28 protein-coding genes are annotated in these 25,053 nt (G+C 56.3%); 22 read left to right on the top strand and 6 right to left on the bottom strand.

Going from position 1 to position 25,053, the window contains the following annotated elements; all coding sequences use genetic code 11:
• Positions 1-2 precede the first annotated feature (2 nt).
• The 14 genes from P349_RS10855 to hisP all read left to right on the top strand — a co-directional run bounded on the left by P349_RS10855 (position 3) and on the right by hisP (position 12,890).
• A complete protein-coding gene (locus P349_RS10855; protein WP_032646629.1) occupies positions 3-1,016 on the top strand; it encodes an aspartate-semialdehyde dehydrogenase in 1,014 nt (337 codons plus the stop codon).
• Positions 1,016-1,828, top strand: a complete 813-nt coding sequence (gene truA / locus P349_RS10860; RefSeq protein ID WP_023312566.1) for a tRNA pseudouridine(38-40) synthase TruA — start codon at positions 1,016-1,018, stop codon at positions 1,826-1,828. The genes P349_RS10855 and truA overlap by 1 nt, the downstream gene beginning before the upstream one ends.
• A 28-nt stretch (positions 1,829-1,856) precedes the next feature.
• A complete protein-coding gene (locus P349_RS10865; RefSeq protein ID WP_008502599.1) occupies positions 1,857-2,516 on the top strand; it encodes a DedA family protein in 660 nt (219 codons plus the stop codon).
• Between the two features lie 154 nt (positions 2,517-2,670).
• Entirely contained in the window at positions 2,671-3,576 is a 906-nt protein-coding gene (gene accD / locus P349_RS10870; protein WP_003861408.1) for an acetyl-CoA carboxylase, carboxyltransferase subunit beta, read from the top strand.
• Between the two features lie 70 nt (positions 3,577-3,646).
• Positions 3,647-4,915, top strand: coding sequence for a bifunctional tetrahydrofolate synthase/dihydrofolate synthase (gene folC, locus P349_RS10875; protein ID WP_032646627.1), 1,269 nt, complete (start codon positions 3,647-3,649; stop codon positions 4,913-4,915).
• Complete coding sequence (dedD, locus tag P349_RS10880) at positions 4,905-5,609, top strand: cell division protein DedD (protein ID WP_024908946.1); 705 nt, start codon at positions 4,905-4,907, stop codon at positions 5,607-5,609. Before folC ends, dedD begins: the two co-directional genes overlap by 11 nt.
• 229 nt (positions 5,610-5,838) lie before the next feature.
• Positions 5,839-6,327 (top strand): colicin V production protein, encoded by a 489-nt coding sequence (gene cvpA / locus P349_RS10885; RefSeq protein WP_000262116.1) that lies wholly within the window; start codon positions 5,839-5,841, stop codon positions 6,325-6,327.
• Between the two features lie 33 nt (positions 6,328-6,360).
• The gene (gene purF, locus P349_RS10890; protein WP_024908947.1) at positions 6,361-7,878 is read left to right on the top strand and encodes an amidophosphoribosyltransferase; all 1,518 of its coding nucleotides are present in this window, start codon (positions 6,361-6,363) and stop codon (positions 7,876-7,878) included.
• A gap of 89 nt (positions 7,879-7,967) precedes the next feature.
• Positions 7,968-8,537 carry a UbiX family flavin prenyltransferase gene (locus P349_RS10895; RefSeq protein ID WP_029740194.1) on the top strand — a complete coding sequence of 190 codons (570 nt, stop codon included), beginning with the start codon at positions 7,968-7,970 and terminating at the stop codon, positions 8,535-8,537.
• Positions 8,538-8,828: 291 nt separating this feature from the next.
• On the top strand, positions 8,829-9,611 hold the full coding sequence (gene argT, locus P349_RS10900) for a lysine/arginine/ornithine ABC transporter substrate-binding protein ArgT (protein WP_023312560.1): 783 nt from the start codon (positions 8,829-8,831) through the stop codon (positions 9,609-9,611).
• Between the two features lie 226 nt (positions 9,612-9,837).
• Positions 9,838-10,620, top strand: coding sequence for a histidine ABC transporter substrate-binding protein HisJ (gene hisJ / locus P349_RS10905; protein ID WP_024908950.1), 783 nt, complete (start codon positions 9,838-9,840; stop codon positions 10,618-10,620).
• A gap of 88 nt (positions 10,621-10,708) precedes the next feature.
• Positions 10,709-11,395, top strand: a complete 687-nt coding sequence (locus tag P349_RS10910; protein WP_032646626.1) for a histidine ABC transporter permease HisQ — start codon at positions 10,709-10,711, stop codon at positions 11,393-11,395.
• Positions 11,392-12,108, top strand: coding sequence for an ABC transporter permease (locus P349_RS10915; protein ID WP_008502590.1), 717 nt, complete (start codon positions 11,392-11,394; stop codon positions 12,106-12,108). The genes P349_RS10910 and P349_RS10915 overlap by 4 nt, the downstream gene beginning before the upstream one ends.
• Positions 12,109-12,116: 8 nt before the next feature.
• Complete coding sequence (gene hisP, locus P349_RS10920) at positions 12,117-12,890, top strand: histidine ABC transporter ATP-binding protein HisP (RefSeq protein ID WP_010433274.1); 774 nt, start codon at positions 12,117-12,119, stop codon at positions 12,888-12,890.
• Positions 12,891-12,990: 100 nt separating this feature from the next.
• Here hisP and P349_RS10925 read toward each other — a convergent pair whose 3' ends face one another.
• The 4 genes from P349_RS10925 to yfcG all read right to left on the bottom strand — a co-directional run bounded on the left by P349_RS10925 (position 12,991) and on the right by yfcG (position 15,534).
• Positions 12,991-13,509 (bottom strand): GNAT family N-acetyltransferase, encoded by a 519-nt coding sequence (locus P349_RS10925; protein WP_032646625.1) that lies wholly within the window; start codon positions 13,507-13,509, stop codon positions 12,991-12,993.
• A 44-nt stretch (positions 13,510-13,553) separates the two neighbouring features.
• Positions 13,554-14,447, bottom strand: a complete 894-nt coding sequence (locus P349_RS10930) for a TIGR01777 family oxidoreductase (RefSeq protein WP_032646624.1) — start codon at positions 14,445-14,447, stop codon at positions 13,554-13,556.
• 13 nt (positions 14,448-14,460) lie between these two features.
• Positions 14,461-14,829, bottom strand: a complete 369-nt coding sequence (folX, locus tag P349_RS10935; protein ID WP_032646622.1) for a dihydroneopterin triphosphate 2'-epimerase — start codon at positions 14,827-14,829, stop codon at positions 14,461-14,463.
• Positions 14,830-14,904: 75 nt separating this feature from the next.
• Positions 14,905-15,534 (bottom strand): GSH-dependent disulfide bond oxidoreductase, encoded by a 630-nt coding sequence (yfcG, locus tag P349_RS10940; protein ID WP_032646621.1) that lies wholly within the window; start codon positions 15,532-15,534, stop codon positions 14,905-14,907.
• Between the two features lie 141 nt (positions 15,535-15,675).
• Here yfcG and yfcF point away from each other — a divergent pair, with 141 nt between their 5' ends.
• Genes yfcF through yfcD form a run of 3 tightly spaced genes read left to right on the top strand, consistent with a single transcriptional unit; the run spans position 15,676 to position 17,538 of the window.
• Positions 15,676-16,320: a glutathione transferase gene (gene yfcF, locus P349_RS10945; protein WP_032646620.1), complete on the top strand. Its 645-nt coding sequence runs from the start codon at positions 15,676-15,678 to the stop codon at positions 16,318-16,320.
• A gap of 56 nt (positions 16,321-16,376) precedes the next feature.
• Entirely contained in the window at positions 16,377-16,928 is a 552-nt protein-coding gene (yfcE, locus tag P349_RS10950) for a phosphodiesterase (protein ID WP_024908956.1), read from the top strand.
• 55 nt (positions 16,929-16,983) lie between these two features.
• Complete coding sequence (gene yfcD / locus P349_RS10955; RefSeq protein WP_032646619.1) at positions 16,984-17,538, top strand: NUDIX hydrolase YfcD; 555 nt, start codon at positions 16,984-16,986, stop codon at positions 17,536-17,538.
• 3 nt (positions 17,539-17,541) lie between these two features.
• Here yfcD and P349_RS10960 read toward each other — a convergent pair whose 3' ends face one another.
• Positions 17,542-18,561: a LacI family DNA-binding transcriptional regulator gene (locus P349_RS10960; RefSeq protein WP_024908958.1), complete on the bottom strand. Its 1,020-nt coding sequence runs from the start codon at positions 18,559-18,561 to the stop codon at positions 17,542-17,544.
• Between the two features lie 234 nt (positions 18,562-18,795).
• On the opposite strand from P349_RS10960, the gene P349_RS10965 reads away from it, so the two are divergent.
• The 5 genes from P349_RS10965 to P349_RS10985 all read left to right on the top strand — a co-directional run bounded on the left by P349_RS10965 (position 18,796) and on the right by P349_RS10985 (position 22,778).
• Positions 18,796-19,239, top strand: coding sequence for a PTS sugar transporter subunit IIA (locus tag P349_RS10965; protein ID WP_032646618.1), 444 nt, complete (start codon positions 18,796-18,798; stop codon positions 19,237-19,239).
• Positions 19,240-19,319: 80 nt separating this feature from the next.
• Entirely contained in the window at positions 19,320-19,592 is a 273-nt protein-coding gene (locus P349_RS10970; RefSeq protein ID WP_024908960.1) for a PTS sugar transporter subunit IIB, read from the top strand.
• Positions 19,593-19,613: 21 nt separating this feature from the next.
• On the top strand, positions 19,614-21,005 hold the full coding sequence (locus tag P349_RS10975; protein WP_023312548.1) for a PTS ascorbate transporter subunit IIC: 1,392 nt from the start codon (positions 19,614-19,616) through the stop codon (positions 21,003-21,005).
• Complete coding sequence (locus P349_RS10980; protein ID WP_032646617.1) at positions 21,002-21,832, top strand: transketolase; 831 nt, start codon at positions 21,002-21,004, stop codon at positions 21,830-21,832. Before P349_RS10975 ends, P349_RS10980 begins: the two co-directional genes overlap by 4 nt.
• A complete protein-coding gene (locus tag P349_RS10985; protein ID WP_032646616.1) occupies positions 21,825-22,778 on the top strand; it encodes a transketolase family protein in 954 nt (317 codons plus the stop codon). Before P349_RS10980 ends, P349_RS10985 begins: the two co-directional genes overlap by 8 nt.
• Before the next feature lie 112 nt (positions 22,779-22,890).
• On the opposite strand, the gene pta is transcribed toward P349_RS10985, so the two are convergent.
• Positions 22,891-25,032 (bottom strand): phosphate acetyltransferase, encoded by a 2,142-nt coding sequence (pta, locus tag P349_RS10990; RefSeq protein WP_032646614.1) that lies wholly within the window; start codon positions 25,030-25,032, stop codon positions 22,891-22,893.
• Positions 25,033-25,053: the final 21 nt, after the last annotated feature.

The following is a 25,053-nucleotide window of genomic DNA, read 5'->3' as shown; positions in this document are numbered from 1 at the left end:
CCATGTCTGAAGGCTGGAACATTGCCATTTTAGGTGCCACGGGTGCCGTGGGCGAAGCCCTGCTCGAAACCCTTGCTGAGCGTCAGTTCCCGGTGGGCGATATCTATGCGCTGGCGCGTACCGACAGTGCAGGTGAGCATCTGCGTTTTAACAGTAAATCCGTGATGGTCCAGGATGCGGCAGCATTCGACTGGACCCAGGCGCAGCTGGCGTTTTTCGCTGCGGGCGCTGAAGCCACTGCTGCGTACGTTGAAGAGGCGACCAATGCAGGCTGCCTGGTGATCGACCTGAGCGGCCTGTTCTCAATGGAGCCGGATGTGCCGCTGGTGGTGCCGGACGTGAACCCGTTTGTGCTGGCTGACTACCGCAACCGTAACGTCATTGCGGTGCCCAACAGCCTGACCAGCCAGCTGCTGACTGCCCTGAAACCGCTGATCGACGACGGCGGCCTGTCGCGCATTACCGTCACCAGCCTGCTCTCCGCGTCCGCGAACGGTAAAAAGGCCGTTGACGCGCTGGCCGGGCAGAGCGCGAAGCTGCTGAACGGTATCCCGATTGATGAAGATGATTTCTTTGGCCGCCAGCTGGCGTTCAACATGCTGCCGCTGCTGCCGGACCGCGAGGGTTCCGTGCGCGAAGAGCGTCGTATCGTCGATGAGGTGCGTAAAATTCTGCAGGACGATGGCCTGATGATCTCCGCAAGCGTCGTGCAGTCCCCGGTCTTCTACGGCCACGCGCAGATGGTCGGCTTTGAAGCGCTGCGTCCGCTGGCGGCAGAAGAGGCGCGCGATGCGTTTGGCCGCGGTGAAGACATCGTGCTCTCTGAAGAGAGCGAGTTCCCGACCCAGGTGGGTGATGCTACCGGCAGCGCGCATCTTTCCGTTGGCTGTGTGCGTAACGATTACGGCATGCCGGAACAGGTGCAGTTCTGGTCCGTTGCCGACAACGTTCGCTTTGGCGGCGCGCTGATGGCGGTCAAAATCGCTGAAAAACTGGTGCAGGAGTACCTGTACTGATGTCAGACGTGGAACAAAAGCCGGTCCATAGAATTGCCCTCGGCATTGAGTACGACGGCAGTAAGTATTATGGCTGGCAGCGTCAGAACGAGGTGCGCAGCGTCCAGGAGAAGCTGGAAAAAGCGCTCTCTCAGGTGGCAAACGAGCCGATTAACGTCCTGTGCGCAGGACGTACGGACGCGGGTGTTCACGGTACGGGGCAGGTCGTGCACTTTGAAACCACCGCCGTGCGTAAGGATGCCGCCTGGACCCTGGGTGTAAATGCGAATTTGCCTGGTGACATTGCGGTGCGTTGGGTAAAAGCTGTGCCGGATGATTTTCACGCGCGCTTTAGCGCCACGGCGCGTCGCTACCGTTATGTCATCTACAACCAGCGCCTGCGTCCGGCGGTGTTAAGCCAGGGCGTGACGCATTTTTATGAACCGCTTGATGCTGAACGTATGCATCGCGCGGCGCAGTGTCTGATTGGTGAAAATGACTTTACGTCGTTTCGTGCGGTGCAGTGTCAGTCCCGCACGCCGTGGCGAAACGTCATGCACATAAACGTCAGCCGTTTTGGCGCGTATGTGGTGGTGGATATCAAAGCCAATGCCTTTGTACATCATATGGTTCGGAATATTGTGGGCAGCCTGATGGAAGTGGGCGCCGGACACCAGCCGGAGAGCTGGATTGCAGACCTGCTGGCAGCGAAGGACAGAACGCTTGCGGCAGCTACGGCGAAAGCGGAAGGGTTGTATCTGGTCTCGGTAGACTATCCGGATCGGTTTGACCTGCCGAAACCGCCAATGGGCCCGCTTTTTTTAGCGGACTAAACAAAGGTGCAATTAGGGCTTAGACAATATGGACGTAATTCGTTTTTTGATTGATTTCATCCTGCATATTGATGTTCACCTGGCGGAGCTGGTCGCGCAGTATGGCGTCTGGGTTTACGCTATTCTGTTCCTCATTCTGTTTTGTGAAACCGGTCTGGTCGTTACCCCATTCCTGCCAGGGGATTCCCTGCTGTTCGTTGCCGGCGCGCTATCGGCGTTACCCACTAACGATCTGAACGTGCATCTTATGGTGGTGCTGATGGTGATTGCCGCTATTGTCGGTGATGCGGTCAACTACACGATTGGACGCGTATTCGGTGAGCGGCTGTTCAGCAATCCGGATTCGAAAATTTTCCGTCGCAGCTATTTAGACAAAACCCATGCGTTTTATGAACGCCATGGCGGAAAAACCATTATCCTTGCGCGTTTTGTGCCTATTGTGCGCACATTTGCACCGTTTGTGGCGGGAATGGGACATATGTCCTATCGTCATTTTGCCATGTATAACGTCGTGGGGGCGCTGCTGTGGGTACTGCTGTTTACCTATGCAGGCTACCTGTTTGGCGATCTCCCGGTGGTTCAGGAAAATCTTAAGTTACTGATTGTAGCGATTATTGTGCTTTCCGTACTGCCGGGCGTTATCGAAATTATTCGTCATAAACGTGCGGCGGCAAAACAAGCGAAGTAAATGCACGCTGGCGGTTCGACCACTTTTTTATCCAAAGTTTCGGGCTGTTATGTTTTAATGTGCAACATTCATGGTCTGTTGGAGGCAAAAATGGCATTATTCGCCTCTTATAGCAAAACTGGCAAACGACCAGGTTCAGGCAGAAAGGTTATCAATGAGCTGGATTGAACGAATTAAAAGCAACATTACCCCAACGCGTAAAGCGAGCATTCCTGAAGGGGTATGGACGAAGTGTGATAGCTGCGGTCAGGTTCTGTATCGCGCAGAGCTGGAGCGCAACCTTGAGGTGTGTCCGAAGTGTGACCACCATATGCGTATGTCGGCGCGCAACCGCCTGCATAGCCTGCTGGACGAAGGCTCTCTGGTAGAGCTGGGTAGCGAACTCGAGCCAAAAGACGTGCTGAAGTTCCGCGATTCCAAAAAATACAAAGATCGTCTGGCCTCTGCACAGAAAGAGACTGGCGAGAAAGACGCGCTGATCGTCATGAAAGGCACCCTGCATGAGATGCCGGTTGTTGCCGCTGCGTTTGAGTTCTCCTTTATGGGCGGCTCAATGGGCTCTGTGGTCGGTGCGCGCTTCGTGCGTGCCGTTGAGCAGGCGCTGGAAGACAACTGTCCGCTGATCTGCTTCTCTGCCTCCGGCGGTGCGCGTATGCAGGAAGCGTTGATGTCACTGATGCAGATGGCGAAAACCTCTGCTGCGCTGGCGAAGATGCAGGAGCGCGGTCTGCCGTATATCTCCGTGCTGACCGACCCAACCATGGGCGGCGTCTCCGCGAGCTTCGCAATGCTGGGCGATCTGAATATCGCTGAGCCAAAAGCGCTGATCGGCTTTGCGGGTCCTCGCGTTATCGAGCAGACCGTTCGTGAAAAACTGCCGCCGGGCTTCCAGCGCAGTGAGTTCCTCATCGAGAAAGGCGCCATCGACATGATCGTCCGCCGTCCGGAAATGCGCCTGAAGCTGGCGAGCATCCTGGCGAAGCTGATGAATCTGCCAGCGCCGAACCCGGATGAGCCGCGCGAAGGCGTGGTGGTACCGGATCAGGAACCCGAGGCCTGATAACTGAAAAGGGCAGGGCCGGTTGGCGCTGCCCTTTTGCTTTCTAATCTGTTAATGACAACCGGGCATTATGGAAAATAAAAGCATTCCCCAAGCCACGTCGCCCCTGGCCGCGTGGCTTTCTTATCTGGAAAACCTGCACAGTAAAACCATCGATATGGGGCTTGAGCGCGTAAGCCAGGTCGCCGCGCGTCTTGATGTGCTCAAACCGGCACCTTTCGTGTTCACCGTCGCGGGGACCAACGGTAAAGGCACGACCTGCCGCACGCTGGAATCTGTCCTGATGGCCGCGGGTTACAAAGTTGGCGTGTACAGCTCGCCACACCTGGTCCGCTATACCGAGCGCGTTCGTGTGCAGAACCGCGAACTGCCGGAATCGGCGCATACGGCGTCGTTCGCGGAAATTGAAGCCGCACGCGGTGAGATCTCATTAACCTATTTTGAATACGGTACCCTGTCGGCGCTGTGGCTGTTCAAACAGGCGCAGCTGGATGTGGTGATTCTTGAGGTTGGCCTCGGCGGACGTCTTGATGCGACCAATATGGTGGATGCGGACGTGGCGGTGGTCACCAGCATCGCGCTGGACCATATCGACTGGCTGGGACCGGATCGTGAAAGCATTGGCCGCGAGAAGGCCGGTATTTTCCGCGCAAACAAACCCGCCGTGGTCGGCGAGCCGGATATGCCGCATACCATTGCTGACGTGGCGAACGAGAAGGGCGCGCGTCTGCTGCGCCGCGACGTTGACTGGCAGTACGAGGTCCAGGATAACGGCTGGCGCTTTAGCGACGCGCAGGGCGCGCTCGACAACCTGCCGCTGCCGCAGGTACCGCAGCCGAACGCAGCAACCGCGCTGGCGGCACTGCGCGCCAGTGGCCTCACGGTCAGCGAGCAGGCGATCCGCGACGGCATTAAGAATGCGCTGTTGCCCGGGCGTTTCCAGATAGTTAGCGAGTCACCGCGCCTGATTCTGGACGTGGCGCATAACCCCCATGCGGCGGCGTATCTCGCGGGACGTCTCAATTCGTTACCAAAAACCGGGCGCGTGCTGGCGGTTATCGGTATGCTTCATGATAAAGATATCGGCGGGACGCTGGCCTGCATGGAGAGTGTGGTCGATAGCTGGTATTGTGCTCCTCTGGAGGGGCCGCGCGGCGCGACGGCTGAGCAACTGATGGAACATCTCGGCAAAGGCGCAATCTACAGTAGCGTGGCTCAGGCCTGGCATGCCGCGATGGCGGATGCTAAACCAGAAGATACCGTGCTGGTGTGTGGGTCATTCCACACGGTGGCACATGTCATGGAAGTGATGGACGCGGGGAGAACCGGTGGCGAGTAAGTTTCAGAACCGTTTAACAGGAACCATTGTGCTGGTCGCGCTCGGGGTGATTATTCTCCCGGGTCTGCTCGACGGGCAGAAAAAGCATTATCAGGATGAGTTTGCCGCTATTCCGCTGGTGCCGAAACCGGGTGACCGCGATGAGCCGGATATGCTGCCCGCGGCGACGCAGGCGCTGCCTGCTCAGCCGCCGGAAGGGGCGGCGGAAGAGGTGCGTGCAGGCGATGCCGCCGCACCATCGCTCGATCCGTCTCGCCTGGCGGCAGCGAGCAACAGCGATATCGATCCGGTGCCGGTCGAGCAGCCTAAACCGGTTGAAAAACCGAAGCCGGTTGAGAAGCCGCAGCCGCAGCCGAAACCGCAGCGGGATAAAGCCGCAGAACAGCTAGCCGCGGCGTCAGAGACACCTCCGCCAGCAAAACCGGCGCAGCAGGATGCCGCCGCCCCAACGGGTAAGGCCTACGTGGTGCAGCTTGGTGCGCTGAAAAACGCCGATAAGGTCAACGAGGTCGTGAGCAAACTGCGCAGTGCGGGATATCGTGTTTACACTTCACCTTCCACGCCGGTGCAGGGTAAAATTACCCGTATCCTCGTGGGGCCAGAAGCGTCTAAAGATAAGCTTAAAGGTTCGCTCGGTGAGCTGAAGCAGATCTCCGGCCTGAGCGGTGTGGTGATGGGCTACAGCGCGAACTGATAAGATCTTACCCATCCCCGGAATGGTTTGCTCCCTCTCCCTTGAGGGAGAGGGTTGGGGGGAGGGGGGAGCAGACGTCCACAGAGACGTCAAATGGACCGTGGCGTTGAACATTTTTTCAGCGCCTTTTTTATTTACGCGCGGGAAGGAAATCCCTACGCAAACGTTTTCTTTTTCTGTTAGAATTCGCCCCGAACTGGATGACAGGGCGTTAAATCGTGGGACACATATGGTCTGGATTGATTACGCCATCATTGCGGTGATTGGTTTTTCCTGTCTGGTTAGCCTGATCCGTGGCTTTGTTCGTGAAGCGTTATCGCTGGTGACATGGGGTTGTGCTTTCTTTGTTGCCAGTCATTACTACACTTACCTGTCTGTCTGGTTCACGGGCTTTGAAGATGAACTGGTCCGAAATGGAATCGCTATCGCGGTGCTGTTTATCGCAACGCTGATTGTCGGCGCTATCGTGAATTACGTGATAGGTCAGCTGGTCGAGAAAACCGGTCTGTCAGGAACGGACAGGGTGCTCGGGATCTGTTTCGGGGCATTACGAGGCGTGCTGATTGTGGCCGCGATCCTGTTCTTCCTGGATACCTTCACTGGGTTCTCCAAAAGCGAAGACTGGCAAAAATCGCAGCTCATTCCAGAGTTCAGCTTCATCATCAGATGGTTCTTTGACTATCTGCAAAGCTCGTCAAGTTTTTTGCCCAGGGCATAAACCCTGAGATGTGGCTTAACGAGGAAAAGACGAATGTGCGGTATTGTCGGTATCGCCGGTTTCATGCCGGTAAACCAGTCGATTTATGACGCGTTAACGGTGCTTCAGCACCGTGGGCAGGATGCTGCGGGTATCATCACCATTGATGCAAACAACTGCTTCCGTTTACGCAAGGCGAATGGCCTGGTAAACGATGTGTTTGAAGCCCGCCATATGCAGCGTCTGCAAGGTAATATGGGGATCGGTCACGTTCGTTATCCTACTGCTGGCAGTTCCAGCGCCTCTGAGGCACAGCCTTTCTACGTCAACTCACCGTATGGCATTACCCTTGCTCATAACGGCAACCTGACCAACGCGCATGAGCTGCGTAAAAAGCTGTTCGAAGAGAAACGTCGCCACATTAACACCACCTCTGATTCTGAAATCCTGCTCAATGTGTTCGCCAGCGAGCTGGATAACTTCCGTCACTATCCGCTCGAAGCAGACAACATTTTTGCCGCGATTGCCGCGACAAACCGTCAGATCCGCGGCGCGTACGCCTGCGTTGCGATGATCATCGGTCACGGTATGGTCGCCTTCCGCGATCCTAACGGCATTCGTCCGCTAGTGCTCGGTAAGCGCGACCTCGGCGATGGCCGTACTGAATATATGGTTGCCTCTGAGAGCGTGGCGCTGGATACCCTGGGCTTCGAATTCCTGCGCGACGTTGCACCGGGCGAAGCGGTCTACATCACCGAGAAGGGCCAGCTGTTTACCCGCCAGTGTGCCGACAACCCGGTCAGCAACCCGTGCCTGTTTGAATACGTTTACTTTGCCCGTCCGGATTCCTTCATCGACAAGATTTCCGTCTACAGCGCGCGCGTCAACATGGGCACCAAGCTGGGCGAGAAGATTGCCCGCGAGTGGGACGATCTCGACATCGACGTGGTGATTCCTATCCCGGAGACCTCCTGCGATATCGCGCTGGAGATCGCCCGCATTCTGGACAAGCCATACCGTCAGGGCTTCGTGAAGAACCGCTACGTTGGCCGCACCTTTATCATGCCGGGGCAGCACCTGCGTCGTAAGTCCGTGCGCCGCAAGCTGAACGCCAACCGCGCGGAATTCCGCGACAAGAACGTTCTGCTGGTGGATGACTCCATCGTTCGCGGCACCACCTCTGAACAGATTATCGAGATGGCGCGCGAAGCGGGTGCGAAGAAAGTCTATCTGGCCTCTGCTGCGCCGGAGATTCGCTTCCCGAACGTGTACGGCATCGATATGCCAACCGCCAACGAGCTGATCGCTCACGGGCGTGAAGTGGATGAAATTCGCCAGATCATCGGTGCCGACGGCCTGATTTTCCAGGATCTGAACGATCTCATCGACGCGGTGCGTGCCGAGAACCCGGAAATTCAGCAGTTTGAATGCTCCGTGTTCAACGGTATTTACGTGACCAAAGACGTTGACCAGCAGTACCTCGACTATCTTGATTCGCTGCGCAACGACGATGCGAAAGCCGTCCAGATGCAGAACGATCTCGAAAGTTTAGAGATGCACAACGAAGGTTGATGCTCCGGCAGGTGAGGGCGAATGCCCTCACTTGCAACTCCCCGCAAAATCCTGCACAGTCTGCCCTGAAATCAGTAAGGGCGAAAATCATGAAACGACTCATTGTTGGGCTCAGCGGTGCCAGCGGCGCGATTTACGGCGTACGTCTGTTACAGGTTCTGCGTAACGTGGCGGAAGTCGAGACCCATCTGGTGATGAGCCAGGCGGCGCGTCAGACCCTCTCTCTGGAAACAGATCTCTCCCTGCGCGATGTTCAGGCACTGGCGGACGTGGTTCACGATGCCCGTGATATCGCCGCCAGCATCTCCTCAGGCTCGTTTAAAACGGCCGGCATGGTTATCCTGCCCTGTTCCATTAAAACGCTCTCCGGCATTGTGAACAGCTATACCGACACCCTGGTAACGCGCGCGGCGGATGTGGTGCTGAAGGAGCGTCGTCCTCTGGTGCTCTGCGTGCGGGAAACGCCGCTGCACCTCGGCCATCTGCGCTTAATGACGCAGGCTGCGGAGCTGGGAGCCATCATCATGCCGCCGGTACCGGCATTTTATCATCGCCCGACCTCGCTGGATGACGTGATTAATCAGACCGTTAACCGCGTGCTGGATCAGTTCGACATCGACCTGCCTGAAGATCTCTTCACCCGCTGGCAGGGGGCCTGATTCTGTGCACAAACAGAGTGCATGAAAAGACAAGTTGCCCTGTTTCAGGGCAATTATGCAACGGCGATCATATCCTCGACATTTAATTCGTTTTTTCCCTTTTTCTCTCTCCGGTTCGTTCGGCAGACCTGCTATCTTTCACCATTAAGGCAGTATCGCAACGTTTTATTAACATATTTAACGTCGAAGTTTTGACCAGACGGCAATGTGGCATAAGACCTGCAAGATGAAGCCTGCAACACAACACACAACACAATACATAATAAAATCACGGTACTTGAGGGTAAATGTATGAAGAAGACGGTTCTGGCTCTGTCTTTGCTCGTGGGGTTAAGTGCGGCAGCAGGTAGCTACGCAGCGCTTCCACAGACGGTTCGTATCGGTACAGACGCAACCTACGCGCCATTCTCTTCCAAGGATGCGAAAGGTGATTTCGTGGGGTTTGATATCGATCTGGGAAATGAAATGTGCAAACGCATTGCAGTGAAATGCACATGGGTGGGCAGCGACTTTGACGCGTTAATCCCGTCGCTGAAAGCCAAGAAAATCGACGCCATTATCTCTTCTCTCTCCATCACCGAAAAACGCCAGCAGGAGATTGCCTTCTCTGACAAGCTCTACGCCGCGGATTCTCGCCTGATTGCGCCAAAAGGCTCCCCGATTAAGCCAACCATCGACTCGCTGAAAGGCAAGCATGTTGGCGTGCTTCAGGGATCGACCCAGGAAGGTTATGCCAATGCCACCTGGCGTGAGAAGGGTGTAGACGTGGTGGCATACCAGAACCAGGATCTGATCTACTCTGACCTGGCGGCAGGCCGTCTGGATGCGGCATTCCAGGATGAAGTCGCCGCGAGCGAAGGCTTCCTGAAACAGCCTGCGGGGAAAGACTACGCGTTTGCGGGCCCGTCGGTGAAAGACAAAAAATACTTTGGTGACGGCACCGGTATTGGCCTGCGTAAGGATGATACCGAGCTGAAAGCCGCCTTCGACAAAGCCTTTGCAGAGCTGCGTAAAGACGGTACTTACGACAAACTGGCGAAGAAATACTTCGACTTCAACGTATACGGTGAATAATACCTGGCGCTAACGCACCGGAAAGGTGCGTTACGGGAACGGTTGACCCAATACGGTGCGCTCGTTGCACCGTATTGGGTCGCTTTGTGCATACTTACGCATTTATAATGCAAAAATTCCCGCCTGAAGGGCATTAGTCTTTGCCTGTCAGAGGGAATTAATGGCACATTAGCACCAACCCGTCGTCGTAAAAATCCCGTATGAAGACAGTTTGTTGAGGACAAATATGAAAAAACTCGTGTTGTCACTATCTCTGGTGCTGGCCTTTTCCAGCGCTACCGCGGCATTCGCAGCCATTCCGCAGAAAATTCGGATCGGTACCGATCCCACCTATGCGCCGTTCGAATCGAAGAATTCAAAGGGTGAACTGGTTGGTTTTGACATCGATCTGGCCAATGAGCTGTGCAAACGCATCAAAGCACAGTGTACCTACGTTGAGAACCCGCTGGATGCGCTGATCCCGTCCCTGAAAGCGAAAAAAATCGACGTGATCATGTCCTCGCTCTCCATCACTGAAAAACGCCAGCAGGAGATTGCCTTCACAGACAAACTCTACGCGGCCGATTCTCGTCTGGTGGTGGCTAAATCGTCTGACGTTCAGCCAACGCTGGAGTCCCTGAAAGGCAAACGCGTCGGCGTGCTGCAGGGCACTACCCAGGAAACCTACGGTAACGAACACTGGGCGCCGAAGGGGATTGAAATCGTCTCCTATCAGGGCCAGGAAAATATCTACGCTGACCTGACGGCAGGCCGAATTGATGCGGCATTCCAGGATGAAGTCGCGGCAAGCGAAGGTTTCCTGAAAACGCCGGTCGGTAAAGATTACAAGTTTGGCGGCCCGTCCATTAAGGACGTGAAGCTGTTTGGTGTGGGCACCGGTATGGGCCTGCGCAAAGAAGACAATGAGCTGCGTGAGGCGCTGAACAAAGCGTTTGCTGAAATGCGCGCTGACGGCACCTACGACAAGCTGGCGAAAAAGTACTTTGATTTTAATGTTTACGGCGGCTAATCGCCCCGTCAAATAACGTGCGGCCCCTCCCTCCGTGGGAGGGGGAAAGACACGGTTCCACCACTCACGATACGACAGGGCTCGCGGTATGCTGTACGGATTTTCTGGCGTTATTTTACATGGCGCGCTTGTCACCCTTGAGCTGGCTATCAGCTCCGTGGTGCTGGCGGTGCTGATAGGTCTGGCAGGCGCAGGGGCGAAGCTTTCGGCTAACAAACCGCTGGCGCTAATTTTTGAAGGCTACACCACGCTTATTCGCGGCGTTCCCGATCTGGTGCTGATGCTGCTTATCTTTTACGGTCTGCAGATTGCGCTGAACGGCGTGACGGACGCGATGGGCATGGGACAAATTGATATCGACCCGATGGTGGCCGGTATTATTACCCTCGGTTTTATCTACGGTGCCTACTTCACCGAAACCTTCCGCGGTGCTTACATGGCCGTGCCGAAGGGGCACATTGAGGCGGCAACCGCATTTGGTTTTACCTCTTCACAAACGTTTCGTCGGATTATGTTCCCGGCCATGATGCGTTACGCGCTGCCGGGCATCGGCAACAACTGGCAGGTTATCCTCAAAGCGACAGCGCTGGTCTCGCTGCTCGGTCTGGAGGACGTCGTGAAGGCGACTCAGCTGGCGGGCAAGAGCACCTGGGAGCCGTTTTACTTTGCGGTGGTCTGCGGCGTGATTTATCTGGTCTTTACGACCGTCTCCAATGGTGTGCTGCTTCTGCTCGAGCGTCGCTACTCCGTGGGTGTGAAGAGGGCTGACCTGTGATTGAGATCATTCAGGAATACTGGAAATCGCTGCTGTGGACAGATGGCTACCGCTTTACCGGCGTGGCGATTACGCTCTGGCTGCTGATCTCCTCCGTGGTGATGGGTGGCATTCTGGCGGTGTTTCTTGCCATTGGCCGCGTGTCGAACAATAAATTTATCCAGTTCCCGATCTGGCTGTTTACCTACGTGTTTCGCGGTACGCCGCTGTACGTGCAGCTGCTGGTGTTCTATTCGGGGATGTATACGCTTGAGATCGTAAAAGGCACTGAGATGCTGAATGCGTTCTTCCGCAGCGGTCTGAACTGTACGGTGCTGGCGTTGACGCTCAACACCTGCGCCTATACCACCGAGATTTTCGCGGGAGCCATTCGTTCGGTTCCGTACGGTGAAATTGAGGCGGCGCGCGCGTACGGCTTTTCCTCAGTGAAACTTTATCGCTGCATTATTCTGCCGTCGGCACTGCGTATCGCGTTACCGGCGTACAGTAACGAAGTGATTTTGATGCTGCACTCCACCGCGCTTGCCTTTACCGCGACGGTGCCGGATCTGCTCAAAATCGCGCGCGATATTAACTCCGCGACCTATCAGCCGTTTACCGCGTTTGGCATTGCGGCGGTGCTCTATTTAATTATCTCTTATGTTTTGATTAGCCTGTTCCGTAAGGCTGAAAAACGCTGGTTGCAGCATATAAAACCTTCTTCGACGCACTGAGAAAGATGATGGCTGAGAACAAATTAAACGTTATTGATTTGCACAAACGCTACGGCGAACATGAAGTGCTGAAAGGGGTGTCGCTGCAGGCTAACGCAGGCGATGTAATCAGTATCATCGGTTCATCCGGCTCGGGTAAAAGTACTTTCCTGCGCTGCATTAACTTCCTCGAAAAGCCGAGCGAAGGCTCGATCGTGGTGAGCGGGCAGAACATCAACCTGGTGCGTGACAAAGACGGCCAGCTGAAGGTGGCGGATAAACACCAGCTGCGCCTGCTGCGTACGCGCCTGACGATGGTGTTCCAGCATTTTAACCTCTGGAGCCACATGACGGTGCTGGAGAACGTGATGGAAGCGCCGGTTCAGGTACTGGGGCTGAGCAAGCAGGAAGCCCGCGAGCGTGCGGTGAAATACCTGGCGAAAGTGGGTATCGACGAGCGCCAGCAGATGAAATACCCCGTGCATCTCTCCGGCGGTCAGCAGCAGCGTGTCTCCATCGCGCGCGCGCTGGCGATGGAACCGGAGGTGCTGCTGTTCGACGAACCAACCTCCGCGCTCGACCCGGAACTCGTTGGCGAAGTGCTGCGCATCATGCAGAAGCTGGCCGAAGAGGGCAAAACGATGGTGGTGGTGACGCATGAGATGGGCTTCGCCCGTAACGTCTCCAACCACGTTATCTTCCTGCATCAGGGGAAAATTGAAGAGCAGGGGCATCCGGACGAGGTGCTGGCGAACCCGCAAAGCCCACGTTTGCAGCAGTTCCTGAAGGGGTCGTTGAAGTAGGTTTTGCCTTTCTCCCTCTCCCTGTGGGAGAGGGGCGGGGTGAGGGCATCAGGCCGCAGTACAGCCCAATCGCCCGGTGGCGCTTCGCTTACCGGGCCTACTAATTCTGTTGCTGGCCGGCATACTCCAGCCGATACACCCAATCGTCATAGCGCACGCCGTCAATTTCATACGCCTTTTCCACCACCAGCGTACGCACAAACCCGGCTTTCTCCAGCACGCGCACCGATCCGCCGTTGTCCGCCAGCACGTACGCGTTAATCGCCTTCACGCCGGTCTGGTTGAACGCATAATCACACACCGCGCGCAGCGCCTCGCTGGCGATACCTTTCCCTTGCGCGGCAGGTACAACCGTATAGCCGATATCGGCCTCTTCACGATTCTCTGCACTAATCTGCAGGCCGATATCGCCAAGCGGCGTATCATCATCCCGGGCGCGAATGACAAACACATGAGCAGCAGCGAGTCGCGCGGCAAACACGCGTCGGGTCTCTTTTTCTGGCGCGATGGCGGCCATGTAGCGCATGATGCGGCGATCTTCACGCAGCGAGCGGAAGAAGGCCCAGTCAGTGGGTTCGAAAGGGGTGAGGTAAAGCCGGGGGGTGGTGATCGTTGCCATTGTGACGCCATATTTTCGGAACATGGCCTGTCACTGTAACATATTCACCGCACTACATCCCCCAGCGCCTCTTCTAATTCATACCAGCGGAACGCAAACCCGGCGGCTTCCAGCCGTTTTGGCAGCGCCCGCTGCCCGCCTAATACCAGTACAGACGCTTCTCCCATCAGCAGACGAATGACCGTAGCAGGCACGCGCAGTATCGCCGGACGGTGCAGGGCATGCCCCAGCGCGTGAGCAAACTGTTCATTACGCACCGGATACGGCGCGACCATGTTAAACGGCCCGCGCAGATCGTTATCCAGCAGCCAGAGAATACCGTTGACCATATCGTCGATATGGATCCACGCCATATATTGACGGCCATTACCGATGGGACCGCCGAGTCCGAGCCTGAAAGGAGGAAGCATCTTCGCCAGGATGCCGCCTTTCGGCGCGAGGACGACCCCGGTCCGCAGCAGGCAGACGCGGGTACGATCGCTTTGCGCCGCACAGGCGATACGCTCCCACTGGGCGCAAAGTTTATGGGTAAACTCGTTATGGGGCGGCTCTTCCTCGGTCACCACCACCTCGCCGAGATCGCCGTAATAGCCTACCGCTGAACCCGAAATCAGCACTGAAGGTGGGGTGTGGCTATTACGGATCAGCTCGACGAGCTTTTCGGTAATGTTCCACCGGCTGCTGCATAACAGCTGTTTTTGCTCTTCCGTCCAGCGCTTATCGGCGATGGGTTCACCCGCGAGGTTAATGACGGCGTCGAAACCGTCCAGATTTTGCTGCTCGGCCAGATTTTTCCAGATATCGACACCCGCCCCCAGCACCTGACGCGCTTTCTCCGGGCTGCGCGTGACCACGGTGATGTCGTGATGCAAGGCCTGCAGACGCGCAATGAGGTGACGACCAATCAGGCCTGTCCCGCCGGTCAGCAAAATCTTCATACAACCTCCAGGTTTACGCCTGGCGCCGCCAGCTTAACGTCATGGAGACGGAATCGGCGTAGCGCAGGGCGTGAAGTTTATCGATCTCAACTTCAGCATAAGTGACCCAGTGATGTTCGCGTGCGATATCGAGCACATCCTGAGTTAATTTTTCCAGCAGAGAGAAGCGGTTATTCTCCACAAACTGGATAATGTTCTTGGTGATTGTGCGGTAGTTCAGCGCGTCATTGATATCTTCGCTGGCCCGCGCTTTTTCTGCGGGATAGTGAATCACCACGTTAATGACAATATCCTGACGGTTGGCGATCTCTTCCTCTTTGATACCGATGAAGGTACGCAAGCGTAAATTTTTTATACGAATAACAGCATCTGGCTGTGACATTGCAGGTCTTCTCCGTGTCAGTATTTCCTGCTCATAATACATGAGAGGCTCGCAGGCACCCAGCCTCATAGAGGGTTAAATCTGCTGGATTTTTTGCATCGCCCGCTCGGTCGCCGGGCGGGTCCGGATGCGCTCAAACCAGTTGTTTACCGCCGGGTAAGAGGCCAGGTCAATTCGGTGTTTTTCATGCGTATTCACCCATGGCCAGCAGGCGATATCGGCAATGCTGTAATGATCCCCCCCGAGCCACGGCGTTTTTTTCAGCCGACGGTTCAGAACGTCGTAGAGCCGCTGCGTCTCGACCTGATAGCGTTCTATCGCATAGGGAATAGGCTGCGGGGCGTAAGCAGTAAAGTGATGGTTTTGACCCAGCATGGGCCCCAGCCCGCTCGCCTGCCAGAAGAGCCACTGCAGGGTATGGTGACGCTCACGCAGCTCGCCGCTCAGCAGCTTGCCGGTTTTCTCTGCCAGATAGAGTAAAATTTCACCGGATTCAAACAGGCTCAACGGTCTGCCCCCGTCCGCCGGCTGGTTATCAATAATGGCCGGGATTTTATTATTCGGCGAGATAGCCAGAAAGAGAGGGCTGAACTGTTCGCCCTTGCTGATATCCACGCGAATGATCCTGTAATCCAGCTCGGCTTCTTCAAGAAAGAGGGTGATCTTATGGCCGTTTGGGGTAGGGGCGTAATAAAGGTCGATCATTCTCAACTCCTGTCCATGCGAAGAGTGGTGCCATGACAAATGAGTATAGGTGGTTGTTGTAAATCGTGAGTTTTCATCAAGTGACAGCGAGGCAAAGAGATTATATGTTGAGTAAAAAACCGATCAGCCTATGAGGATGTTATGAACCAGCCCGTCATCACGTTGTGGTCCGATGCGAATTTCTTTTCTCCCTATGTTATGAGCGTATACGTTGCGCTGGCCGAAAAAGGGCTCACGTTTACGCTGAAGACCGTTGATCTCGACGGCGGTGAACATCTTAAACCGCAGTGGCAGGGTTACGACCTGACCCGACGCGTGCCGGTGCTGGAGATTGACGGTTTTGCCCTGAGCGAATCCTCGGCGATTGATGAATATCTGGAAGATCGGTTTGCGCCACCTGAGTGGGAGCGCATCTATCCTCACGATCTGCAAAAGCGCGCCCGGGCGCGGCAGATCCAGGCGTGGTTGCGAAGCGATCTGGTACCGATTCGCGTCGAACGCTCGACGGACGTCGTGTTTGCCGGGGTGAAAAAACCAGCTCTCAGCGCAGAAGGTGCAGAAAGCGCGCAAAAACTCATTGAAACCGCCACCTCGCTCCTCGCACACGGCAACCCGAACCTGTTCGGTGAGTGGTGCATTGCTGATGCCGATCTGGCGTTGATGCTAAACCGCCTGATCCTCAACGGCGATGAGGTGCCGCAGCTGCTGGTGGATTATGCCGCGTTTCAGTGGCAGCGCGCCTCCGTGCAGCGCTATGTGGCACTTTCGGCTAAGCGTGCGGGCTGATAAGCCCTGACGCTTCAGGTATGATGGGGGCAGTCTGTTTTCCCGAGGAGTGACTGATGAAACTGATGTTTGCGTCGGATATCCATGGATCGCTGCCCGCTACCGAGCGTGTCCTCTCCCTGTTTGCACAAAGCGGCGCGCAGTGGCTGATTATTCTGGGTGACGTGCTCAATCACGGCCCGCGCAACGCGCTGCCGGAAGGCTACGCCCCTGCGCAGGTCGCGGAAAAGCTCAACCCGTATGCCTCGCGCATCATCGCCGTTCGCGGCAACTGCGACAGCGAAGTGGACCAGATGCTGCTGCATTTTCCCCTTACTGCGCCGTGGCAGCAGGTGCTGCTGGAACAAAGCCGACTGTTTCTGACCCATGGGCATCTTTTTAGCCCGGATAATCTTCCGGCGCTCGCGGCTGGCGATGTCCTGGTTTACGGTCATACTCATATTCCGGTTGCTGAAAAGCGCGGTGAGATTTATCACTTCAACCCGGGTTCGGTCAGTATCCCGAAAGGTGGCTATTCTGCGAGCTATGGCATGCTGGATGGAAATACCCTGAGTGTTATCGCACTTAATGATCAGCAAGTTATTGCGCAAGTAGCGATTAATCCGTAAGTTACACCTCAACTGCAAACGCGCCGAAAGAGCGCTTAGAAGAGAAGGTTTCCCGATGGTGGAGCAGAGTCATTTGGCAAGTACAGAGTGGGTTGACATTGTCAGCGAAGAGAATGAAGTGATCGCGCAGGCCAGCCGCGAACAAATGCGTGCGGAGCGTCTGCGCCACCGCGCAACGTACATCGTTGTGCATGACGGGATGGGCAAAATTCTGGTCCAGCGCCGTACGGATACCAAAGATTTTCTCCCGGGTATGCTGGATGCCACTGCAGGCGGTGTTGTCCAGGCAGATGAAGTGCTGCTGGATTCCGCACGTCGTGAAGCAGAAGAAGAGTTAGGCATTGCCGGTGTGCCGTTTGCCGAGCACGGTCAGTTCTATTTTGAAGACGAAAACTGCCGCGTCTGGGGCGGGCTGTTTAGCTGCGTTTCTCACGGCCCGTTTGCCCTGCAGGAAGAAGAGGTGAGTGAGGTCAGCTGGATGACGCCGGAAGAGATCACCGCGCGCTGCGACGAGTTCACGCCGGATTCGTTAAAAGCGCTGGCGCTCTGGATGAGCCGCAACGCCAATAACGAATCGACAAAATCAGAGAAAGAGGAAGAGGCTGAGTAAGCTTCAGCAACTCTCTCTCAGACACAGACTGGACGCGATGGGCTTTTGATCGCGCCAGTCTCCGCCATTCAGGCGCTCCAGTAACGCTTTCCCGGCTTCAATTCCAATCTTACGATGCGGCACCGCCATGGTCGTCAGCGGCGGCTGACAGACGCGGCTCACGTCGCTATCGCCAAAGCCTACTACCGCCAGATCGTCCGGTACTTTGATTCGCCTGCGCTGGCACTCATACAGCGCGCCGCACGCCAGCTCGTCAGAGACGCATACCAGCGCATCCAGCTCCGGCCAGGCCAGCAGGAACTCGGGCAGCTGTGCTGCACCGGTCGAGAAGCTCGGCGGCATCGCCGCGTTAATGACCCGGTTCGGCGACATATGGTGGCGAAGCATGGCTTTGTACCAGCCCTGCAGATGCTGCTGGAAAATCCACTGTTCCTGGTTGGCGCACAGCAGGCCTATGTTTTGGTAGCCGCGCTTAATCACCATTTCCGTGAGTTCATACATGGCCGCCACGTTATCAATCCCGATATTCATATCAATCGGATCGGCGCGCATGGCACCCATCTCCATCACCGGGATAGAGGCATTTTTCAGCCAGTGGCGAACGGTGTCGGTATGTTCAACGCTGAGCAGGATAGCGGCGGCAATATTCGACGCCAGAAGCGTCTCCAGCAACTTCTCCTCCTGCTCAAGACGATGCTGGGATTCAGCCAGCATGATCTGATATCCGGCAGGCTGTAGCACCTGCTGTAGCCCGGCAAACATCTCCGAGCAGCCGGCTTCGGAGAGGTTGGGCACTACCATGGCTATCGTCCATGACGACGCCGAGGCCAGCGCGCTGGCGGCAAGATTAGGCATATAACCCAGCTCCTGCACGGCAGCTTCAATTTTTTCACGTAGTTTATCGGAAACCTGTTCGGGCGTGCGGAGTGCACGGGACACGGTCATCGTGCCCACACCGGCAAGCTGTGCGACATCGGCGAGTGTCACTTTACCAGTACTGCGCCGTTTTCGGGTTAGAGACATACACCTTCCTGCTGACCAGACGCGTTCTTCTTTTCCTTCGTTTCACGTGACAGGCAGTATACGCCTTAAATCCCTTTTTTTGCTGTGATTTAGCACCGTGATTGCGATTTGATAGCGCTATCACATTTCTGTATGTTAACGATTGGTAGCGCTATCTTTGTGATCGCGATCGCAGTCATCCAGCGATGTGTTGAATAAAGTTTGCTCATCTTAAGCGTGTCGCGGGAGTGAAAAGTGCTCAAAAAATGGATATATGATACAACCATCACGCTGCAGGAGAGCGTGGAAGACTGGCCGCAGGCGCTGGAGCTGTGCGCGAAGCCGCTGCTGGATTTGCAGGTGATTGAGCCTGAATACGTCACCGCCATCATCCAGCAGCACCACACGTTAGGACCCTATTATGTGCTGGCACCAGGGCTGGCGATGCCGCATGCGCGGCCGGAGGAAGGCGCCAAAGGACTGGGGTTGTCGTTATTAAAACTAAAACAGGGCGTCTCGTTTGGTGCCGGTGAGTTTGACCCTGTCGACGTCATTATTATGCTCGCGGCACCCGACAAAAATAGCCATATCGAGATGATCTCGTCGCTGGCAGAGTTATTTTCCAGCGATACCGATATGGACGAACTGCATCAGGTGAATACCCTGGAGGAAATTAAAACGATTATTAACCGCTTCTGATTTAATTCTTTAATCCGGTTTTTCACAACATTACGCGTCAGCGTGATGGGGCGTACTCTACTCAAAATAAGGGGACAACAATGAAAATCATGGCTATTTGCGGTTCTGGCCTGGGCAGTAGTTTTATGGTCGAAATGAATATTAAAAAGGTGCTCAAAAAGCTGGAGATTGAAGCTGAGGTTGAACACTCCGATCTCTCCTCGGCCACGCCGGGCGCGGCCGATCTGTTCGTGATGGCAAAAGACATTGCCGCCAGCGCCAGCGTGCCGGAAAGCCAGCTGGTGGTGATCAACAACATCATCGACATTAACGAACTTGAAGCGCAGCTGCGCGGCTGGTTCGAAAGACAATAACCCTGATAAGGCGAGGTGGATATGTTTATCCTTGAAACGCTGAATTTCGTTGTTGATATTTTAAAAGTCCCTTCGGTGCTGGTCGGTTTAATCGCGTTAATCGGTCTGGTTGCGCAGAAAAAAGCGTTTTCCGACGTGGTGAAAGGAACCATTAAAACCATCCTGGGCTTTATTGTACTGGGCGGTGGCGCCACGGTACTGGTGGGGTCATTAAATCCTTTGGGCGGGATGTTTGAACACGCCTTTACTATCCAGGGCATTATTCCAAACAATGAAGCGATAGTGTCCATTGCGCTGGAAAAATACGGTGCAGCGACCGCGCTGATTATGGCCTTCGGGATGGTGGCGAATATTATCGTCGCGCGTTTTACCCGCCTGAAGTATATCTTCCTGACTGGACACCACACGTTTTACATGGCGTGCATGATTGGCGTGATCCTGACGGTGGCGGGCTTTGAGGGCGTGGGGCTGGTCTTTACCGGGTCGCTGATCCTTGGCCTGATCATGGCCTTCTTCCCGGCGATTGCCCAGCGCTACATGAAGCGTATTACCGGCAACGATGAGATTGCCTTCGGCCACTTCGGCACGCTGGGCTACGTGCTGTCCGGCTGGATTGGCAGCAAGGTCGGCAAAGGCTCCCGCTCAACGGAAGAGATGAACCTGCCGAAGAACCTTAGCTTCCTGCGTGACAGCTCGATCTCCATCTCCCTGACCATGATGATCATCTACCTGATCATGGCGGTGAGCGCCGGTCGCGAGTACGTCGAGGCCACCTTCAGCGGCGGTCAGAACTACCTCGTCTACGCCATCATCATGGCGATTACCTTTGCGGCGGGCGTGTTCATCATCCTGCAGGGCGTACGCCTGATTCTGGCGGAAATCGTTCCTGCCTTTACCGGCTTCTCTGAAAAACTGGTGCCGAACGCGCGTCCTGCGCTGGACTGCCCGGTGGTGTATCCGTATGCGCCAAACGCGGTACTGATTGGCTTCCTGTTCAGTTTCCTTGGCGGGATTGTGGGGTTGTTTATCTGCGGTCAGTTTAGCTGGGTGCTGATCCTCCCGGGCGTCGTGCCGCACTTCTTCACCGGCGCAACGGCGGGCGTGTTTGGTAACGCCACCGGCGGACGTCGCGGGGCGATGATTGGCGCTTTTGCCAACGGCCTGCTGATCACCTTCCTGCCGGTCCTGCTGCTGCCGGTACTGGGCGCCATTGGCTTTGCCAACACCACCTTCTCTGACGCCGACTTCGGCGCGGTCGGGATTGTCCTCGGCAACCTTGCGCGCTTCCTGTCGCCGCTTGCTATCACCGGGCTGGTCGTGGCGCTATTCGCGCTGCTGGTGGCGTACAACGTCTTCGCGAAAAACAAACCTGCGGGCGGTAACGCGCAGGAAAACACCGGAGCCAAATCATGAATGAGAAAGAGATAACCGAACTCGCGCGTCAGATCCGTATTGAGACGCTGAAATCCCTGACGCAGCTCGGCTTTGGCCACTATGGCGGCAGCATGTCGGTGGTCGAAACCCTGGCCGTGCTGTACGGCGCGGTGATGAAAATCGACCCGGCGGATCCGGACTGGCCGGAGCGAGACTACTTTGTCCTGTCGAAAGGCCATGCGGGCCCGGCGCTCTACAGTACCCTGGCGATCAAGGGCTACTTTCCGACAGAAGAGCTGAGCACGCTGAACCAGAACGGCACGCGCCTGCCCAGCCACCCGGACCGCCTGAAAACGCGCGGCGTGGACGCCACCACCGGTTCGCTGGGGCAGGGGATTTCCATCGCGGGCGGCATGGCGCTGTCGCACAGGCTGGCCGGGCGACCGAATCGGGTCTTCTGCATCGTCGGCGACGGCGAGCTGAACGAAGGGCAGTGCTGGGAGGCGTTCCAGTTTATTGCCCACCATCGCCTGAATAACCTGACGGTATTTGTCGACTGGAACAAACAGCAGCTCGACGGCGAGCTGGACGAGATCATCAGCGCGTTTGACCTGGAGGGCAAATTCCGCGCCTTTGGCTTTGATGTGGTGACGGTGAAGGGGGACGACATTCCTGTGCTGCTGGAGGTGACGTCGCGGGTTCCGGCTGCTGTTGCGCGTCCGTTAGTCGTCATCCTCGACAGTATCAAAGGGCAGGGTGTGCCGTATCTGGAGCAGCTCAGCAACTCGCACCACCTGCGATTGACTGCAGAGAGCAAAGCGGCCCTCAACGAGACGATTCGCCAACTGGAGGCTTCACATGATTAAGGTTGCACCGGCAGGACAGAAAGACGCCGTTGAGATGCGTAAAGTTTACGCTGGCTTCGTGGCAAAACAGATTGAGGCAGGAAGTGACATCATTGCGCTCGAAGCAGACCTGATGAGCTCGATGGCGATGGACGGCGTGGCGCGCGATTATCCGCAGCACGTGATTAACTGCGGCATTATGGAGGCCAACGTCATTGGCACCGCGGCGGGGCTGTCGCTGACCGGACGTAAACCGTTCGTGCACACCTTCACCGCGTTTGCCAGCCGTCGCTGCTTTGACCAGCTGTTTATGTCCCTGGATTATCAGCGCAACAATGTGAAGGTGATTGCCTCGGACGCGGGCGTGACGGCCTGCCACAACGGCGGAACGCATATGTCGTTTGAGGATATGGGCATCGTACGCGGTCTGGCCCACTCGGTGGTGCTGGAGGTGACCGACGCGGTGATGTTCGAGGACGTGCTGCGCCAGCTTATCGACCTCGAAGGCTTCTACTGGGTGCGGACCATCCGTAAGCAGGCACCGAGCGTGTATGCCCCGGGTTCCGCCTTCACCATCGGCAAAGGCAACGTGCTGCGTGAAGGAACCGATATTACGCTGATTGCCAACGGCATCATGGTGGCGGAAGCGCTGGAAGCGGCACGCCAGCTTGAGCAGGAGGGCGTCAGCGCGGCGGTCATCGACATGTTTACCCTGAAGCCCATCGACCGGATGCTGGTGAAAAACTACGCCGAGAAAACCGGACGCATCGTCACCTGTGAAAACCACAGCATTCACAACGGCCTGGGGTCGGCGGTGGCGGAAGTGCTGGTGGAAACCTGCCCGGTGCCGATGCGGCGGGTGGGCGTCAAGGAGCGCTACGGTCAGGTAGGGACGCAGGATTTCCTGCAGAAGGAGTATGGCCTGACGGCACATGACATTGTGTCGGCGGCGCGCGAGCTGCTGTAAATAAAAAAGGCGACCGGTTAAGTGGTCGCCTTTCTTGCCGGATGGCGCTTCGCTTATCCGGCCTACAAAACCGTAGGCCCGGTAAGCGCTAGCGCCACCGGGCTTTTTAACATTACTGCTGCTGCGAAGACTGGATCGCCGTCAGCGCGATGGTGTAAACGATATCGTCTACCAGTGCGCCACGGGACAGGTCGTTCACAGGTTTGCGCATCCCTTGCAGCATCGGCCCGATGGAGATCAGGTCTGCAGAACGCTGTACCGCTTTGTAGGTGGTGTTACCGGTGTTCAGATCCGGGAAGATGAACACGGTAGCGCGACCTGCAACCGGCGAGTTCGGCGCTTTGGATTTCGCAACGTCAGCCATAACCGCGGCGTCATACTGCAGCGGGCCGTCGATCATCAGATCAGGACGTTTTTCCTGAGCAATACGGGTCGCTTCACGCACTTTCTCTACGTCGCTACCTGCACCAGAGGTACCGGTGGAGTAGGAGAGCATCGCTACGCGCGGTTCGATACCGAAGGCAATCGCAGAGTCCGCGGACTGGATAGCGATTTCTGCCAGCTGTTCTGCGGTTGGATCCGGGTTGATCGCGCAGTCGCCGTAAACGTAAACCTGTTCAGGCAGCAGCATGAAGAACACGGAAGAAACCAGAGAACTGCCCGGTGCGGTTTTGATCAGCTGCAGCGGTGGACGGATGGTGTTCGCCGTGGTGTGAACCGCACCGGAAACCAGACCGTCAACTTCGTCCTGCTCCAGCATCAGCGTGCCCAGCACCACGTTGTCTTCCAGCTGTTCGCGCGCAACGGCTTCGGTCATGCCCTTGCTCTTACGCAGCTCGACCAGACGGGCAACGTAGCTTTCGCGAACCACTTCCGGGTCAACGATTTCGATGCCAGCGCCCAGCTCAACGCCCTGAGACGCCGCAACACGGGTGATCTCATCAGGGTTACCCAGCAGCACACAGGTCGCGATGCCGCGCTCTGCACAGATAGCAGCCGCTTTAACGGTACGTGGTTCGTCGCCTTCTGGCAGAACAACGCGTTTGCCCGCTTTACGCGCCAGCTCGGTCAGCTGGTAACGGAATGCTGGAGGAGACAGACGGCGGCTGCGCTCGGAGGTCGCAGTCAGGGATTCGACCCAATCTGCGTTGATGTAGCCTGCAACGTATTCCTGAACTTTCTCAATACGCTCGTGGTCATCAACCGGCACTTCGAGGTTGAAGCTCTGCAGGCTCAGGGAGGTCTGCCAGGTGTTGGTGTTCACCATGAAGACCGGCAGGCCGGTGGCGAACGCGCGTTCGCACAGCTTGCTGACGCGTGGGTCCATCTCGTAGGCACCGGTCAGCAGGATCGCACCGATTTCCACGCCGTTCATCGCGGCCAGGCAGGCTGCAACCAGCACGTCAGGGCGGTCTGCGGAAGTCACCAGCAGGGAACCTGCGCGGAAGTGTTCCAGCATGTGCGGAATGCTGCGCGCACAGAAGGTCACGGACTTCACGCGGCGGGTGTTGATGTCGCCTTCGTTAACCACGGTGGCGTTCAGGTGACGTGCCATATCGATTGCACGGGTGGCAATCAGATCGAAGCTCCATGGCACCGCGCCCAGTACTGGCAGCGGGCTGGATTCCTGCAGCTTAGCCGGGTCAACTTTGATGACTTTCGCTTTAGACGAGTCGTCGAAGATCTCGGACAGGTCAGGGCGAGTACGACCCTGCTCATCCACCGGTGCGTTCAGTTTGTTCACGATCACGCCGGTGATGTTGGTGTTTTTCGCGCCGCCGAAGCTGCTGCGCGTCAGTTCGATACGCTCGTTCAGCTGCTCTGGGGTGTCGGTGCCCTGAGACATCACGAAAACGATCTCTGCGTTCAGGGTTTTCGCGATTTCAAAGTTCAGAGACTGGGCAAACTGGTGTTTGCGGGTCGGGACCAGGCCTTCAACCAGCACCACTTCCGCGTCTTGCGCGTTAGCATGGTAGTTGGCGATGATCTCTTCCATCAGCACATCTTTCTGGTTGCTGGACAGCAGAGACTCAACGTGGCTCATCTTCAGCGGTTCAGCCGCTGGCAGATTGGAATTCTTGCGAACGATGGTGGTGGTCTGGTCTGGCGCATCGCCACCGGCACGTGGCTGGGCGATTGGCTTAAAGACGCTCAGACGAACGCCTTTGCGTTCCATAGCACGGATAACGCCAAGGCTGACGCTGGTCAGGCCGACGCTGGTTCCGGTAGGGATCAGCATAATAGTACGGGACACGGTTTATCCTCTTTCGTTACC

It is taken from the genome of Enterobacter sp. DC4 (assembly GCF_000568095.1).
Taxonomy (GTDB): Bacteria; Pseudomonadota; Gammaproteobacteria; order Enterobacterales; family Enterobacteriaceae; genus Enterobacter; species Enterobacter pseudoroggenkampii.
This window is presented reverse-complemented; position numbering and strand designations above follow the sequence as displayed.

Excerpts from the sequence above, each read along its gene's own strand:
- P349_RS10895 (WP_029740194.1), top strand. The coding sequence starts at position 7,968 with ATGAAACGACTCATTGTTGGGCTCAGCGGTGCCAGCGGCGCGATTTAC.
- P349_RS10855 (WP_032646629.1), top strand. The coding sequence starts at position 3 with ATGTCTGAAGGCTGGAACATTGCCATTTTAGGTGCCACGGGTGCCGTG.
- P349_RS10925 (WP_032646625.1), bottom strand. The coding sequence starts at position 13,509 with ATGGCAACGATCACCACCCCCCGGCTTTACCTCACCCCTTTCGAACCC.
- yfcF (WP_032646620.1), top strand. The coding sequence starts at position 15,676 with ATGAACCAGCCCGTCATCACGTTGTGGTCCGATGCGAATTTCTTTTCT.
- P349_RS10960 (WP_024908958.1), bottom strand. The coding sequence starts at position 18,561 with ATGTCTCTAACCCGAAAACGGCGCAGTACTGGTAAAGTGACACTCGCC.
- P349_RS10865 (WP_008502599.1), top strand. The coding sequence starts at position 1,857 with ATGGACGTAATTCGTTTTTTGATTGATTTCATCCTGCATATTGATGTT.
- purF (WP_024908947.1), top strand. The coding sequence starts at position 6,361 with ATGTGCGGTATTGTCGGTATCGCCGGTTTCATGCCGGTAAACCAGTCG.
- cvpA (WP_000262116.1), top strand. The coding sequence starts at position 5,839 with ATGGTCTGGATTGATTACGCCATCATTGCGGTGATTGGTTTTTCCTGT.
- accD (WP_003861408.1), top strand. The coding sequence starts at position 2,671 with ATGAGCTGGATTGAACGAATTAAAAGCAACATTACCCCAACGCGTAAA.
- truA (WP_023312566.1), top strand. The coding sequence starts at position 1,016 with ATGTCAGACGTGGAACAAAAGCCGGTCCATAGAATTGCCCTCGGCATT.
- yfcG (WP_032646621.1), bottom strand. The coding sequence starts at position 15,534 with ATGATCGACCTTTATTACGCCCCTACCCCAAACGGCCATAAGATCACC.
- hisJ (WP_024908950.1), top strand. The coding sequence starts at position 9,838 with ATGAAAAAACTCGTGTTGTCACTATCTCTGGTGCTGGCCTTTTCCAGC.
- P349_RS10975 (WP_023312548.1), top strand. The coding sequence starts at position 19,614 with ATGTTTATCCTTGAAACGCTGAATTTCGTTGTTGATATTTTAAAAGTC.
- P349_RS10980 (WP_032646617.1), top strand. The coding sequence starts at position 21,002 with ATGAATGAGAAAGAGATAACCGAACTCGCGCGTCAGATCCGTATTGAG.
- P349_RS10930 (WP_032646624.1), bottom strand. The coding sequence starts at position 14,447 with ATGAAGATTTTGCTGACCGGCGGGACAGGCCTGATTGGTCGTCACCTC.
- P349_RS10970 (WP_024908960.1), top strand. The coding sequence starts at position 19,320 with ATGAAAATCATGGCTATTTGCGGTTCTGGCCTGGGCAGTAGTTTTATG.
- yfcE (WP_024908956.1), top strand. The coding sequence starts at position 16,377 with ATGAAACTGATGTTTGCGTCGGATATCCATGGATCGCTGCCCGCTACC.
- folC (WP_032646627.1), top strand. The coding sequence starts at position 3,647 with ATGGAAAATAAAAGCATTCCCCAAGCCACGTCGCCCCTGGCCGCGTGG.
- P349_RS10910 (WP_032646626.1), top strand. The coding sequence starts at position 10,709 with ATGCTGTACGGATTTTCTGGCGTTATTTTACATGGCGCGCTTGTCACC.
- yfcD (WP_032646619.1), top strand. The coding sequence starts at position 16,984 with ATGGTGGAGCAGAGTCATTTGGCAAGTACAGAGTGGGTTGACATTGTC.
- argT (WP_023312560.1), top strand. The coding sequence starts at position 8,829 with ATGAAGAAGACGGTTCTGGCTCTGTCTTTGCTCGTGGGGTTAAGTGCG.
- folX (WP_032646622.1), bottom strand. The coding sequence starts at position 14,829 with ATGTCACAGCCAGATGCTGTTATTCGTATAAAAAATTTACGCTTGCGT.
- hisP (WP_010433274.1), top strand. The coding sequence starts at position 12,117 with ATGGCTGAGAACAAATTAAACGTTATTGATTTGCACAAACGCTACGGC.
- P349_RS10985 (WP_032646616.1), top strand. The coding sequence starts at position 21,825 with ATGATTAAGGTTGCACCGGCAGGACAGAAAGACGCCGTTGAGATGCGT.